5 protein-coding genes are annotated in these 14,864 nt (G+C 66.7%); 3 read left to right on the forward strand and 2 right to left on the reverse strand.

Annotation, left to right across the window (positions count from 1 at the left end):
• Positions 1-81 precede the first annotated feature (81 nt).
• Genes IZR01_RS30395 through IZR01_RS30405 form a run of 3 tightly spaced genes read left to right on the forward strand, consistent with a single transcriptional unit; the run spans position 82 to position 10,854 of the window.
• Entirely contained in the window at positions 82-10,110 is a 10,029-nt protein-coding gene (locus tag IZR01_RS30395) for a non-ribosomal peptide synthetase (RefSeq protein ID WP_267254912.1), read from the forward strand.
• Complete coding sequence (gene lspA, locus IZR01_RS30400) at positions 10,107-10,655, forward strand: signal peptidase II (RefSeq protein WP_194899312.1); 549 nt, start codon at positions 10,107-10,109, stop codon at positions 10,653-10,655. The genes IZR01_RS30395 and lspA overlap by 4 nt, the downstream gene beginning before the upstream one ends.
• A complete protein-coding gene (locus tag IZR01_RS30405; RefSeq protein ID WP_323747142.1) occupies positions 10,636-10,854 on the forward strand; it encodes an MbtH family protein in 219 nt (72 codons plus the stop codon). Before lspA ends, IZR01_RS30405 begins: the two co-directional genes overlap by 20 nt.
• Positions 10,855-10,971: 117 nt before the next feature.
• On the opposite strand, the gene IZR01_RS30410 is transcribed toward IZR01_RS30405, so the two are convergent.
• Entirely contained in the window at positions 10,972-13,104 is a 2,133-nt protein-coding gene (locus IZR01_RS30410; RefSeq protein ID WP_194925884.1) for a PQQ-dependent sugar dehydrogenase, read from the reverse strand.
• 91 nt (positions 13,105-13,195) lie between these two features.
• Entirely contained in the window at positions 13,196-14,776 is a 1,581-nt protein-coding gene (locus IZR01_RS30415; RefSeq protein WP_194897851.1) for a glycoside hydrolase family 28 protein, read from the reverse strand.
• Positions 14,777-14,864 lie beyond the last annotated feature (88 nt).

The following is a 14,864-nucleotide window of genomic DNA, read 5'->3' on the forward strand; positions in this document are numbered from 1 at the left end:
GGCGGTGGCGGTGGCGGTGGCGACGTCGACGTCGACGGCTCATCGGCGGTCGAACAGTTGCTGGCAAGCGGCGGCGCCCCGTTGGAAGCCGGTCACGCGCCGCTGCTGAGGGTGCACATCGCCGCCGACCCGGCCGGCGCCGGCTGGCTGGCGCTGCTTCAGATGCATCAGCTCGTCCAGGACCACGCCTCGCGAGACGTGCTCCTCGCGGAGGTGCGCGAATTCCAGAGCGGGCGCGGGGCGTCCCTGCCGGATCCGGTGCCCTTCCGCGATTTCGTGGCGCGGTCTCGTTTGGGGGTGCCGCGCGAGGAGCACGAACGGTATTTCGCCGAGCTGCTCGGCGACGTGGACGAGCCGACGGCTCCCTTCGGCCTGCTGGATGTGCAGGGCGAAGGAACCACAGTCGAGCAGGCGAGCCTGTCGATCGACGTCGAGTTGGCGACACGCCTGCGCGGCCAGGCCCGTCGGCTCGGGGTGAGCGCGGCCGCCGTGTTCCACACGGCGTGGGCAAGAGTCCTGGCCGCCACGACCATGCGGAACGATGTCGTGTTCGGCACCTTGCTGTACGGGCGGCTGCACGCCGGAGCCGGTGCGGACCGGGCGCCGGGGCTCTTCATCAACACCTTGCCGGTGCGGTCGGGCATCGGCGAAGTGGGCGTGGAAGATGCCGTACTCACCATGCAGACGCGACTCGGCGAACTGCTGGCGCATGAGAACGCCTCGCTCGCACTGGCCCAGCGGGCCAGCGGCGTCGCGGCGCAGGCTCCGTTGTTCACGTCGCTCCTGAACTACCGTCGCGGCACCGGCCAAGGAACCGGCCTCGAACTCGAGGGCATCGAGCTGCTGCACAGCGACCAGCGGACCAACTATCCCCTCGTGGTCGCGGTCGACGACGTCGAGGCCGGCTTCGAGGTGACGGTCCAAGCGGTCTTGCCGATCGACGCGGACTACGTGGGCGGATTGCTGCGCACAGCTGTCGAGAACCTGGTCACCGCGCTGGATTTCGCGCCCCGTACCCCGGTCGGCCGGGTGGAGGTGTTGTCGGCGCAGGAGCGGCAGCAGGTATTGCAGGGGTGGAACGACACGGGTCGTGAGGTATCCGGGGCGACGTTGCCGCAGTTGTTCGCCGAGCAGGTGGCTCGGACTCCGGATGCGACGGCGGTGGTGTTCGGGGATGAGGAGCTGACTTACGCGGAGTTGGGTGCGCGGGCTGATCGGTTGGCTCGGTTGTTGATCGGTCGGGGTGTGGGGCCGGAGTCGTTGGTTGCGGTGGTGATGGAGCGCTCGGCGGATCTGGTGGTGGCGTTGTTGGCGGTGTTGAAGGCCGGTGGCGCGTACTTGCCGGTGGATCCGGGCTATCCGGCTGATCGGGTGGCGTTCATGCTGGCCGACGCCGGGCCGGTGTTGGCGTTGGGTTATGCGCAGGCCGCCGGGTGGTGGAGCGGCGATGTGCCCTTGCTGGTGATGGATGACCCGGCGGTGGCGCAGGAGCTGGCCGCGCATAAGGACACTGAGGTCACTGACGCGGATCGGCGGGGCCGGCTGCTACCCGCCCATCCGGCCTACGTGATTTACACCTCCGGGTCCACCGGCCGGCCCAAGGGCGTCACCATCCCGCACAGCGGCCTGATCAACCGGCTGGTCTGGATGCAGCACGAATATGCTCTACAACCGTCGGATCGGGTGCTCCAGAAGACACCGTTCGGCTTCGACGTCTCTGTGTGGGAGTTCTTCTGGCCGCTGCTGGAAGGTGCCGCACTTGTGGTCGCGCGGCCCGAAGGCCATCGCGATCCCGCCTACCTGGCCGAGACGATCCGCCGCATGGGGATCACCCATGTCCACTTCGTGCCATCAATGCTTCAGGCATTCCTACAGGAACCGACGGCAGAGCTCTGTAGCGGTCTGCGCGCGGTGTTCTGTAGCGGTGAAGCCCTTTCGGCCGAGCTGTGCGATCAATTCAGGCGGCTGCTCGACGTCCCTCTGCACAATCTCTATGGGCCGACAGAGGCGTCTATAGACGTCACCGCATGGCCGGTCGATGTGTTGTCGTCGGGCGGCACGGTGCCGATCGGTGGGCCGGTGTGGAATACCCGGGTCTATGTTCTGGATTCGATGCTGTGCCCAGTGCCGGTGGGGTGTGTGGGTGAGTTGTATGTGGCGGGCGTGCAGTTGGGGCGGGGGTATTTGGGCCGTGGTGGGTTGTCGGCGTCGCGGTTTGTGGCGTGCCCGTTCGGTGTGGCCGGGGAGCGGATGTATCGCACCGGTGATGTGGTGCGGTGGAACCGTGAGGGGGAGCTGGAGTTTCTGGGCCGGGCCGACGACCAGGTGAAGGTCCGGGGGTTCCGGATCGAGCTGGGTGAGGTTGAGGCGGCGTTGGCGGCACATCCGTCGGTGGGCCATGCGGTCGTGGTGGTGCGTGAGGACGTGCCGGGGGATCGACGTTTGGTCGGCTATGTGGTGCCGTCGGTGGGGGCAGTGGTGGAGGCGGTGCTGGATGGCGCGGAGTTGTTGGATATCGCGCGGGATTCGTTGCCGGATTACATGGTGCCGTCGGCGGTGGTGGTGCTCGATGCGTTGCCGTTGACGGTGAATGGGAAGTTGGATCGGCGGGCCTTGCCGGTTCCTGAGTTTGTGGTGTCGGGCCGGGGTCCTTCGTCGGTGGCGGAGGAGATTCTGTGTGGCGTGTTCGCCGAGGTTTTGGGCGTGTCCGTGGTGGGGGTGGATGACAGTTTCTTTGAGCTGGGCGGTCATTCGCTGCTGGCGACGCGTCTGGTGAGTCGGGTTCGTTCGGTGTTGGGGGTGGAGTTGTCGGTTCGGGCGTTGTTTGAGGCGCCGACCGTGGCGGGGTTGGCGGGCCGGTTGGCCGGAGCGGGGGTGGCTCGGCCGGCGTTGCGGGGTGGGGTGCGGTCGGAGTCGGGTGCTGGGTCCGGTGCTGGCTCGGTGTCAGGGCCGGTGCCGTTGTCGTTCGCGCAGCAGCGGTTGTGGTTCTTGGGGGAGCTGGATGGGCCGAACGCGACGTACAACATTCCGACGGTGTTGCGGTTGCGCGGCGAGCTGGATCAGGAAGCGTTGGACACGGCGCTGCGGGATGTGGTCGGGCGGCATGAGGTTCTGCGGACGGTGTTTCCTTCGGTGGAGGGGGTGCCGTTTCAGCGGGTCTTGGAACCGGGCGATGTCGGGTCGTTGTTGAGTGTGGTTCCGGTCGGTCCGGGTGAGGACTTGACTGCGCTGGTGGGTACGGCGACGGGTACCGCGCTTGATCTGTCGCGTGAGCTGCCGTTGCGGGCGTGGTTGTTCGACATGGGGCCGAATGATCATGTGTTGGTAGTGGTTGTTCATCATGTGGCCGGTGATGGTTGGTCGTTGGGGCCGTTGGCGCGGGATGTGTCGGTGGCGTACGCGGCACGGTTGGCTGGTTCGGAGCCGGGCTGGGCGCCGTTGCCGGTGCAGTATGCGGACTATGCGGTGTGGCAGCGGGAGCTGTTGGGGTCTGAGGACGATCCCGGCAGTGTGCTGTCCCAGCAGCTGGCATATTGGCGGGCTGCGTTGGCTGATCTGCCGCAAGAGTTGGTCTTGCCAGCCGATCGGCCGCGCCCCGCAATAGCCAGCTATGCCGGTGACGTTGTCGAGCTGACCGTGTCGGCCAGTGTCCACGAACGGTTGGCAGGCTTGGCACGGGCGCAGGGCGTCACGTTGTTCATGGTCTTGCAGGCCAGTTTGGCGGTGTTGCTCTCTCGGTTGGGGGCTGGGTCGGATGTGCCGATCGGTTCGCCGATCGCCGGGCGCACGGACGAGGCGCTGGATGACCTGATCGGCTTCTTCGTTAACACGTTGGTGTTGCGGACGGATGTGGCGGGTGATCCGTCGTTTGTTGAGTTGTTGGGTCGGGTGCGTGAGGCGGGGTTGGGTGCGTTTGCGCATCAGGATGTGCCGTTTGAGCGGTTGGTTGAGGATCTGGCGCCGGTGCGTTCGTTGGCGCGGCATCCGTTGTTCCAGGTGATGCTGTCCTTGCAGGACAATGCCGAGGCTGTTCTGGAGTTGCCGGGTGTGGAGGCGGAGCTGTTAGCCCCGGCTGTGTCGGCGGCGAAGTTTGATTTGTCGTTCGAGTTGGGGCAGGTGTTCGATGCCGATGGTGCGTCGGCGGGGTTGCGTGGTGGGGTCACGTTCGCGGTTGATCTGTTCGATCGCGAGACGGTGGAGTTGATTGCGCAGCGGTTTGTGCGGGTGTTGGAGGCGGTAGCCGCCGATCCGGAGCAGTCGGTCGGCCGGGTGCAGATTCTGGTGCCGCAGGAGCGGCAGCAGATCTTGCAGGGGTGGAACGACACGGGTCGTGAGGTGTCCGGCGCGACGTTGCCGGAGCTGTTCGCGGAGCAGGCGGCGCGGACTCCGGATGCGACGGCTGTGGTGTTCGGGGACCAGGAGCTGACATACGCGGAGTTGAATGCGCGGGCTGATCGGCTGGCTAGGTTGCTGATTGGTCGGGGTGTGGGGCCGGAGTCGTTGGTCGCGGTGGTGATGGAGCGCTCGGCGGACCTGGTGGTGGCGTTGTTGGCGGTGCTGAAAGCTGGTGGCGCCTACTTGCCGGTGGATCCGGGCTATCCGGCTGATCGAGTGGCGTTCATGCTGGCCGACGCCGGGCCGGTGCTGGCGTTGGGCGATGCGCAGACCGCCGGGTGGTGGAGCAGTGATGTGCCGTTGCTGGTGATGGATGATCCGGCAGTGGTGCAGGAGTTGGCCGCGCATAAGGGCACTGAGGTCACCGATGCCGATCGGCGAAGCCGGCTGCTGCCCGCCCATCCGGCTTATGTGATTTATACCTCCGGGTCCACTGGCCGCCCTAAGGGCGTCACCATCCCGCACTCCGGTCTGACCAACTTCCTGGCCGCGATGGGGCAGCGTTTTCCGCTGACGCCTGATGACTGCCTGCTCGCGGTTACCACTGTGGCGTTCGATATCCACATTCTGGAGTTGTTCGTCACGTTGGTCGCCGGCGCCGGCGTGGTGATTGCCAGCCGGGATGCTGTCCATGATCCGGCCGAGCTGGCCGGTCTGGTCGACCGTCATCGGGTGACGATCATGCAGGCCACTCCCACGTTGTGGCAGGGTCTGCTGACCGACCAGGCGGAGGCTGTTCGCGGGCTACGGATGCTTGTCGGCGGCGAGCAGCTGCCGGCTGCGCTCGCTGCCAGCATGCGCGAAGTCGCCGCAGACGTCACCAACCTGTACGGCCCGACCGAGGCCACCGTCTGGTGCACCGATCAGCGGCTCGACGTGCTGTCGCAGGGTGCTGGGGTGCCGATAGGCGGACCGCTGGATAACACCCAGGCCTATGTGCTTGACGATGTGTTGAGCCCGGTTCCTGTGGGCGTTGCTGGTGATCTGTATATCGCTGGTGTTCAGCTGGCGCGCGGCTATCTGGGCCGGATGGATCTGACTGCTGAGCGGTTTGTGGCGTGTCCGTTCGGTGGGTCCGGCGAGCGGATGTATCGCACCGGTGATGTGGCGCGGTGGAACCGCGAAGGGGTGCTGGAGTTCGTAGGCCGGGCCGATGACCAGGTGAAGGTTCGGGGGTTCCGAATCGAGCTGGGCGAGGTTGAGACGGTGCTGTCGGCGCATCCCTCGGTGCGCCAGGCGGTCGTGGTGGTGCGTGAGGACGCGCCGGGAGACAAGCGTCTGGTCGGCTATGTCGTGCCCACTACCGATGCCGATGATGGCCTGACCGATTCGCTACGGGCTCATGTGGCTGGCGTCTTGCCGGACTACATGGTCCCGTCGGCAGTGGTGCTGCTAGATGCGTTGCCGACGACGGCGAACGGGAAGCTAAACCGCCGTGCTTTGCCGGCACCTGACTACGCCGGTGGTTCCGGGCGCGGCCCTGCGGATGCTCGTGAGGAGCTGCTGTGCCAGGTGTTCGCCGAGGTTTTGGGCGTGCCGGCAGTGGGGGTGGATGACAACTTCTTCGAGCTGGGCGGTCATTCCCTGCTGGCGACGCGTCTGGTGAGTCGGGTCCGCTCGGTGTTGGGGGTGGAGCTGTCGGTTCGGGCGTTGTTCGAGGCGCCGACGGTGGCGGGGTTGGCGGGGCGGCTGGCCGGAGCGGCGATAGCTCGGCCGGCGTTGCGGGGCAGGGTGCGCTCGGGCTCGGGCTCGGCGTCAGAGCCGGTGCCCTTGTCGTTCGCGCAGCAGCGGTTGTGGTTCCTGGGGGAGCTGGATGGGCCGAACGCGACCTACAACATCCCGACGGTATTGCGGTTGTCAGGGGCCTTGGACGTGGAAGCGTTGGAAGCGGCGCTACGTGACGTGGTGGGGCGGCATGAGGTCTTGCGGACAGTCTTTCCGTCTGCGGAAGGGGTGCCGTTCCAGCGGATCTTGGACCCAGGGGATGTCGGGTCGCTGTTGAGGGTGGTTCCGGTCGACCCGGGTGAGGACGTGACTGGGCTGGCGGCTGCGGCGGCTGGCCATGTCTTCGATCTGAGTGCTGAGATTCCGCTCCGGGCGGTCTTGCTCGTGGCTGCCCCAGATGAGCACGTGTTGGTTATGACGGTGCATCACATCGCGGGTGATGGTTGGTCGTTGGGACCGTTGGCGCGGGATGTGTCGGTGGCGTACGCGGCGCGGTTGGCTGGCTCGGAGCCTCGGTGGGCGCCGTTGCCGGTGCAGTATGCGGATTACGCGGTGTGGCAGCGGGAGTTGCTGGGGTCTGAGGACGATCCCGGCAGTGTGCTGTCACAGCAGCTGGCGTACTGGCGGCGGGCGCTGGCAGATCTGCCGCAGGAGTTGGCGTTGCCGGTGGACCGGCCGCGTCCGGTGGTGGCTTCCTATCGGGGCGGCACCGTCGAGTTGACGGTGCCCGCTGGGGTGCATGAGCGGTTGGCGGGGTTGGCGCGGGCGCAGGGCGTGACGCTGTTCATGGTCTTGCAAGCCGGGTTGGCGGCGTTGTTGTCCCGACTCGGCGCGGGGTCGGACGTGCCGATCGGTTCGCCGATCGCGGGACGTACCGATGAGGCGCTGGATGACCTGATCGGTTTCTTTGTCAATACGTTGGTGTTGCGGACGGATGTGTCGGGTGATCCGTCGTTTGTTGAGTTGTTGGGTCGGGTGCGTGAGGCGGGGTTGGGTGCGTTTGCGCACCAGGATGTGCCGTTTGAGCGGCTGGTTGAGGATCTGGCGCCGGTGCGTTCGCTGGCGCGGCATCCGTTGTTCCAGGTGATGCTGTCCTTGCAGGACGACGCTGGGGTGGGGTTGGAGGTCCCGGGAGTTCAGGTGCGGGCAGCGTCGCCGGGCCAGGAAGCGGCGAAGTTCGACTTGTCGTTCACGGTGGAGCAGCAGTGGGGCGCGGCCGGTGAACTGGCGGGGTTGCGGGGGTCGGTGGTGTATGCGGCCGATCTGTTCGACCACGAGACGGTGGAACTGATCGCGCAACGGTTTGTGCGGGTGTTGGAGGCGGTGGCCGCTGACCCGGAGCAGCCGGTCGGCCGGGTCGAGGTGCTGTCGGCGCGGGAGCGGCAGCAGATTTTGCAGGGGTGGAACGACACAGGCCGTGAGGTGCCTGAGGCGACGTTGCCGGAGCTGTTCGCCGCGCAAGTGCTGCGGTCGCCGGATGCGGCGGCTGTGGAGTTCGAAGGTGAGCGGTTGACGTACGCGCAGTTGGGTGCGCGGGCTGATCGGTTGGCTCGGTTGCTGATTGGTCGAGGTGTGGGGCCGGAGTCGTTGGTCGCGGTGGTGATGGAGCGGTCGGCGGATCTGGTGGTGGCGTTGTTGGCGGTGTTGAAGGCCGGTGGCGCTTACTTGCCGGTGGATCCGGGCTATCCGGCTGATCGGGTGGCGTTCATGCTGGCCGACGCCGGGCCGGTGCTGGCGTTGGGCGATGCGCAGACCGCCGGTTGGTGGAGCAGTGATGTGCCGCTACTGGTGATGGATGATCCGGCAGTGGCGCAGGCGACGGCCGCGCATAAGGGCACTGAGGTCACCGATGCCGATCGGCGGAGCCGGCTGCTGCCCGCCCATCCCGCTTATGTGATTTACACGTCCGGGTCCACTGGCCGCCCTAAGGGCGTCACCATCCCGCACTCTGGCCTGACCAACTTCCTGGCCGCGATGGGTGGGCGTCTTTCGTTGACGCCTGATGACTGCCTGCTCGCGGTCACCACTGTGGCGTTCGACATCCACATTCTTGAGCTCTTCGTCCCGTTGGCTGCCGGCGCCCGCGTAGTGATTGCCAGCCGGGATGCCGTCCACGATCCGGCCGAGCTGGCCGGTCTGATCGGCCGTCATCGGGTGACGATCATGCAGGCCACTCCCACGTTGTGGCAGGGCCTGCTGACCGAGCAGACAGCGGCTGTCCGAGGGTTGCGGATGCTTGTCGGCGGCGAGCAGCTGCCGGTTGCGCTCGCTGCCAGGATGCGTGACGTCGCCGCAGACGTCACCAACCTATACGGCCCGACCGAGGCCACCGTCTGGTGCACCGACCAGCGCCTCGAAGCGTTGTCGCAGGGTGCTGGAGTGCCGATAGGCGGACCGCTGGATAACACTCAGGCCTTTGTTTTGGATGCGTCGCTGCGTCCTGTGCCGACGGGGTGTGTGGGCGAGTTGTATGTGGCGGGCGCGCAGCTGGCGCGGGGCTATCTGGGCCGTGGCGGGTTATCGGCGTCGCGGTTTGTGGCGTGCCCGTTCGGTGTGGCCGGGGAGCGGATGTATCGCACCGGTGACGTCGCGCGGTGGAACCGCGAAGGAGTGCTGGAGTTCGTAGGTCGGGCCGATGACCAGGTGAAGGTTCGGGGGTTCCGGATCGAGTTGGGCGAGGTTGAGTCGGTGCTGTCGGCGCATCCCTCGGTGCGCCAGGCGGTCGTGGTGGTGCGTGAGGACGCGCTGGGGGATAAGCGTCTGGTCGGCTATGCGGTTCCGGCCGCCGATGCCGATGCCGATGCCGATGCCGATGCCGACGAAGACCTGACCGATTCGCTACGGGCTCATGTGGCCGGTGCGTTGCCTGACTACATGGTGCCGTCGGCGGTCGTGCTGCTTGATGCGCTGCCGACGACGGCGAACGGGAAGCTGGACCGCCGTGCTTTGCCGGCGCCTGACTACGCCGGTGGTTCCGGGCGCCGCCCTGCGGATGCCCGTGAGGAGCTGCTGTGCCAGGTGTTCGCCGAGGTCTTGGGCGTGCCCGCGGTGGGGGTCGACGACAACTTCTTCGAGCTGGGCGGTCATTCCCTGCTGGCGACACGTCTGGTGAGCCGGGTCCGCTCGGCGTTGGCAGTGGAGCTGTCGGTTCGGACGCTGTTCGAGGCGCCGACGGTAGCGAGGTTGGCGGGTCGGCTGGCCGGAGCGGGGGATCACGACCAGAACGTCTTCGATGTCTTGCTGCCGTTGCGGGAGAGCGGCGAAAAGCCACCGCTGTTCTGCTTCCATCCGGTCTCCGGGATAGGTTGGAAATACGCCAACATCCTGAGATACGTCGATAAGGATCGTCCCGTCTATTCGCTACAAGCGCGGGGCATCGCGAGCGACGAGCGCCTCCCGCTCGATATCGATGAGATGGTGCAGGACTACCTTGCCCAGGTAAGGCTGGTGCAGCCGAAGGGTCCGTACCATCTGCTCGGCTGGTCCTTCGGCGGATCCGTCGCCCAGAAGATCGCGATAGAGCTTCAGCGCGCAGGTGACGAGGTCGGGCTGCTGGCCGTTCTCGACACCTATCCGGAGGCCGGCCTCGACGGCGACGAAGAGGACCCGGTCGTGGAGTCGACCATCGTCGAAATGATGAAGGACTACGTCAGAAGCGGCAGCGAGAACGCCGAGGACGAGGCGGCCGACATCGCGAGCCTGGCCGCCGGATTCGACCTTGAGAAGATCGACGAAGTCGTGAAGAACATCGAGAGGATCTCGCGAGCGACTTCGCTTGAACGCTACGAAGGTGACGTGGTTCTCTTCGTCGCCTCGCAGGGTAAGTCCGATCCGTCGGTGCTCAGCGAGGCCTGGGCTCGATACGTTGGCGGGAGTCTCGAGGTCTACCAGATCGACTCCACACACAGCGACATGATGAACTCCGGCCCCGTCGAGGAGATCGGCAGGGTCGTCGGAAGGAAGCTAGGCGACTTGCGAGAACTGACATGACCGCGGCCCCGGAAGCCGGCGTGGCGCGGAGCAGGATCGCCTGGTCGGTGGGTATCGCCACGACGGTTGTGCTGCTCGATCTCGTGTCGAAGACCATCGTGGCGTCATCGTTGGTGGAAGGCGGGCAATCAACCCGCATCCTCGGCGGTCTCGTCTACTTCTCGCTCCTGCGGAACCCTGGAGCTGCCTTCGGCACGGCCGGTGGGATGACAGTGGTCTTCACAGCGATATCGGCAGGGGCGGTAGTGGCCTTCGTCCGGCTCGCGTCGAGAATCAGGTCCCTGCCGTGGGCTGTCGCGCTGGGACTGCTGATGGGCGGCGCGCTCGGCAATCTCATCGACAGGCTGTTCCGGGCGCCCGGTTTCCCCCGCGGGCATGTAGTCGACTTCATTTCCGTATTCGGCCCCAACGGCCGCTACTTTCCGATCTTCAATCTCGCGGATTCCGCGCTCACCACCGGCGCGGTCATGCTTGTCGTGGTGACGATGTTCGGTGTCAGACTTGACAACGTAAAGGAGAACCTTGATGGCGAACCCATTCGATGACGAGGCCGCGAGCTACTTTGTGCTGATCAACGACGAGGGCCAGCACTCGCTGTGGCCCATCGCCATAGACGTCCCCGCCGGTTGGCGGGTGGCTTTCGGCGAAGCCCCGCGGCAGGAGTGCATGGAATATGTGGATACCCACTGGACTGACATGCGGCCGGCCAGCCTCGTCGCCGCGATGGAGAGCGGATCCGACTAGGTTCGCCGGTGCCGGTGCCGGCAGATCGCGTAAGCAGAAAGAAGCGCCCGACCCCATCGCCCCATTTGGGGGGTTCGGGGCCGGGCGTTCTTCTGCGTTGGGTATCTGGATACTCGATCAGGCGACGGTCACGTGGAAGATCTGGTTGTTGCTGTTGTGCGGTGTGCTGTCCTTGTCGCCACCGTTGGTGGTGGCCAACCAGATCCCGCCGTCCGGCGCCGGCTCGACGGTCCGCAGCCGGCCGTACGTCCCGACGAAGAACTGCTGGACATTGGTCAGGCTGCTGCCGCTGATCTGCTCGCGGTACAGCCGGGTCCCGCGTTCGCAGGCCACATACAGGAAGTCGCGGACGATGGTGATGCCGCTGCACGATCCCTCGGCCACCGGATAGGTGTGCTTCGGCGCGATGAAGCCGGCGGTGCCGCAGGTCCCCGAGGTCCCCTCGCACGACGGCCAGCCGTAGTTTCCACCTTTCACGATCAGGTTGGTCTCGTCCATGATGTTGTTGCCGAACTCCTGCTCCCACAGCCGGCCCTCGGAGTCGAAGGCCAGTCCCTGGACGTTGCGGTGCCCGTAGCTCCACACCGCGTTGTGGAACGGGTTGTCCGGCGGGATGGTGCCGTCCGGGTCGATCCGCAGCACCTTGCCGTTGAGGCTGCTGGTGTTCTGCGCGTTCGCGCCGTTCTGAGCGTCGCCGGTGCCGGCGTACAGGTACTTGCCGTCCGGGCTGAATCGCAACCGGCCGCCGTTGTGGAACTTGTTGCGCTCGATGCCCGTCAGCAGGATCTGTTCGGTGCCGGTTTGCAGCGAGTCGGTGGCCGGGTCGTATTTGATCCGGACGATGCGGTTGTCGGTCGGCGAGGTGTGCATGATGTAGAGCCAGTGGTCCGAGCTGAAGCTCACCGGGTTGATCTCCAGCCCGGTCAAGCCGCCCTCGCCGTCGGTGCTCTGGACGTTCGGCACCGTGCCGATACTCCTCTTGGCGCCGGTCTTCGGGTTCAGGTGCACGATGTCGTGGGCGTCGCGCTCGTTGAACAGGATCGTGCCGTCGGGCAGCGTGACCAGGCCCCAGACCACGTCGTCGTCGGTGCCGACCTGGGTGACGGTGCAGACGCCCTGCGCGGGGGCGCAGGTGCTCGGCGCCGAGGTGGTGACGTCCACCGGCGGCGTGCTGCCCGCGCTCTCGTTGCCGTTGCCGTCGTAGGCGGTGACCTGGAAGTGGTAGGCGGTGCTCGGCGTGAGACCGTCCACCTGGGTGCCGGTGGCGTTGGCGTCCGCGGTGCCGACCTGCGTGCGCGCGCCGCCGACCACGTTGTAGACGCGGTATCCGGCCACTGCGACGTTGTCCGTGGAGGCGGTCCAGGCCAGGGTGACGCTGCTGCTGGTCACCGCCGTGGAGTGCACGGCGCCGGGTACCGTCGGCGGCGTCGTGTCGCCGGACGGCGGCGTGGTGACGTGCAGGGTGCCGGACGGTTGGCTGACGTTGCCCGCCGCGTCACGGGCGTTCACGTAGAACCCGTAGGCGACGTTCGGGCTGAGTGAGGAGCAGGTAGCTGTCAGGGTGCTGCCGTTCACCTGCGCGCACAGCTGGCCGTCGTGGTAGATGTCGTAGCCGGCGACCCCGACGTTGTCGGTCGAGGCGGTCCAGCCGATGGTGACGCTGTTCGGCGTGTCGGAGACCAGGGTCGGGGTCCCGGGCGGGGTCGGTGGCGTGGTGTCGGTGCCGAGCGTGCCGTAGACGCCGAGTTCTTGCAGCGAGTAGCCGTGGTTGGCATCGCTGCGGCAGCGTTTCGTGCCGTACATGCGGACGTAGCGGCCGTTGCCGTCGAGTGTGGTCAGGTCCTCCACGCCGCCCTTTCCGGCGGTCGTGCTATAGATCTTCGTCCAGCTGCTGTGGTCGGCCGAGGTGTCGATCTCGTAGGCGGTCGCGCAGGACGTGTCCCATTGCAGCCGGACCCGGCTGACGTGCGCGGTGGCGCCGAGGTCGACGTAGATCCATTGCGGGTCGGTTCCCGAGGCGCTGGCCCAGCGGGTGGTCGAGACGCCGTCGTCGACATTCGCGGCGCTACAGCAGCCGCCGGCGGAGGAAGCGGTCGCCGGCTTGTTCAAGGACAGCAGGGGGTCGGCGGCCGGAGCCGCTTGGGCCGAGTGGGCGGGCGGGTCAGCCTGGTCCGCCAGATGTGCGGCGGCCGAGGCCGTGACGGTCGCCGTCACCGTGCCGGTCACCGCCAGCACGGCGGCACAGGCCATGAGTATCAGGCCTCTAATGGCTCTGGCTCTGGCTCTGGATCTGGTTCTTGTTCTGGGTCTGGAGCGCGTCTTGCGCATGGCTGTGCTCCGTTCAGCCGAGGGCGAGGTAGTGGTACCGGGCGGTGGCAGACCCGCAGCTCTGGGTCGAGCCGGTTGCCGAGACGCGCAGCGCGCCGCCGGTGGTGTTGTGGCTGTTGCTGACGCAGTACCCCGCGATGTTCTGGAACCCGACGTCGAACGGGCTGGAGCTGCCGGTCTGCGCGGTCAGCCCGTCGAAGGTGATGTCGCTGCCGGCGTTGGCGATGACCGCCGGCCGGCCGTCGTTCTTGGCGACCTTGACCGAGCTGCCGGTGAAGTGGATGCCGGAGACGTTGTGCAGGTACCAGCCGTAGGCCGGCCGGGTGCCGATGCTGTTCGGGTTGTAGTCGCCGTTGTTGCTGGGCACGCCGGTGGACATCGTGCCGCGGCCGCCGGGGACGGTCAGGACGACGTTCGTGAAGGTCTCGTCGCTGACCTGGTGCGAGCCGTCCGCGCCCCAGATCGTCGGGCTGTAGTCGGTGTTCGCCACGCCGGTGCCGGTGATGTCCTGGTATGTCACGTCACTGATGTGCCCGACGGTGGGTTTGCCCCCGCAGCGCAGTCGCGTGCCGATCTTCTGCATGATCGGCGAGTGCACGCCGGTCATGGTGATGCCCTGGTAGTGCACGTCGGAGATGTCGGCGCCGTCCATGCTCACCATGCCCAGCCCCGACTTGCCGGCGCCGAGGATGGCGATCTGCTGGAACTGGTAGTCGGTGAAGGACCCGCAGGTCTCCGAGCCGAACATCAGGGCATTGCAGCACTTGGCCTGCAACGTGCTGTGGGTGACGGTGACGTGCCCGCTGGGCAGCGACGCCCCGAGCGCGTAGTCGCTCTTGAACACCAGCGCGTCGTCGTTGGAGGAGATGTTCGCGTTGGTGATGGCGACGTGCGTCGTGGAGATGATGTTCCAGCCGTCGCGGTCGCTGGAGGTGGCGATCGTGAGGTGGTCGGACACCACGCCGTCGCAGCCGTTGATCAGCGCCCCGAAGTGCCCGCCGCGGGCCAGCGTGATCCCGCTGAGCGTGAGGTTGGTGCAGCGAGTCAGGGAGATGATTTTGTCGGCCTGCCCGGCCCCGGGGTTGCCGGGGATCAGGTCGCCGTCGCCATCGATGGTGCCGGACCCGGTGAAGCCGATGTTGGAGAGCTTGTCGCCGTAGAACATGGCGTCGTGGAAGTGGCTGTGGCCGTAGTCCTGGTACTTGTCGTAGGGGTTCGCCTCGGCGGCGTCGTAGGTCTTGGCGCTGGAGCCGAGCACCTTCGAACCGGCGTCGAGCTCGATGGTGACGTTGCTCCTGAGGTGGATGGTGTTCGCCGACTTGTAGCTGCCGGACGGGAACTCCACGATGCCGCCGCCGGCGGCGTTCGCCGCGGTGACCGCCTTGTTGATGGCCGGGGAGTCGTTGGTGGAGCCGTTGCCGGCGGCCCCGTAGTTCTTGACGTTGAAGACCGGGGCGGCGGCCTTGGCGGATGCCGGATGTGGCGCGGCGGCGACGGCGGCGGGCGCGGCGGCCGCGGCTGAGGTGGTCGGCACGGCGTTGGCGGTGCCCTGCACACCGGCCAGGGCGAGCGCCGCCACTGCGGTCGCCGCCATCGTGGCCGCGAGACGGGAGGTACGACGTGGTGTGCCCTTGCTTCGAAGGGCGAACATATATCTTGTCACGGCGCTGAGTGAACATGAC

The organism is Catenulispora pinisilvae, assembly GCF_015356865.1.
Lineage (GTDB): Bacteria > Actinomycetota > Actinomycetes > Streptomycetales > Catenulisporaceae > Catenulispora > Catenulispora pinisilvae.